1 protein-coding gene is annotated in these 370 nt (G+C 75.9%); it reads left to right on the top strand.

Translation table 11 applies throughout. The annotated features are described in order from the left end of the window. Positions 1 to 370 (top strand): FAD binding domain-containing protein (locus tag IH13_RS0118425; protein ID WP_234433326.1); only part of this gene is annotated, 370 nt, incomplete at both ends.

Below are 370 nucleotides of genomic sequence, written 5' to 3' on the forward strand. Positions count from 1 at the left end.
CGGCCTCGCTCGACGAGGCCGTGGCGGCTCTCGGCGCCATGCCCGCCGCCGTCCCCGTGGCCGGGGGCACGGACCTGATGGCGGCCGTCAACAAGGGCCTGTTGCGGCCCTCGGGGCTGGTGGGTCTCGGCCGGATCAGCGAACTGCGCGGCTGGCACTACCAGGACGGCCACGCCCTGCTGGGTGCGGGTCTCACCCACGCGCGCATGGGACGCCCCGACTTCGCCGCCCTGATCCCCGCGCTGGCCGCCTCCGCGCGCGCCGCGGGACCGCCGCAGATCCGCAACGCCGGGACCCTCGGCGGCAACGTCGTCACCGCCGCCCCGACCGGCGACGCCCTGCCGGTGCTGGCGCTGTCTCTTATACACAT

Source organism: Streptomyces sp. NRRL WC-3549, assembly GCF_000721935.1.
Classification (GTDB): Bacteria; Actinomycetota; Actinomycetes; order Streptomycetales; family Streptomycetaceae; genus Streptomyces.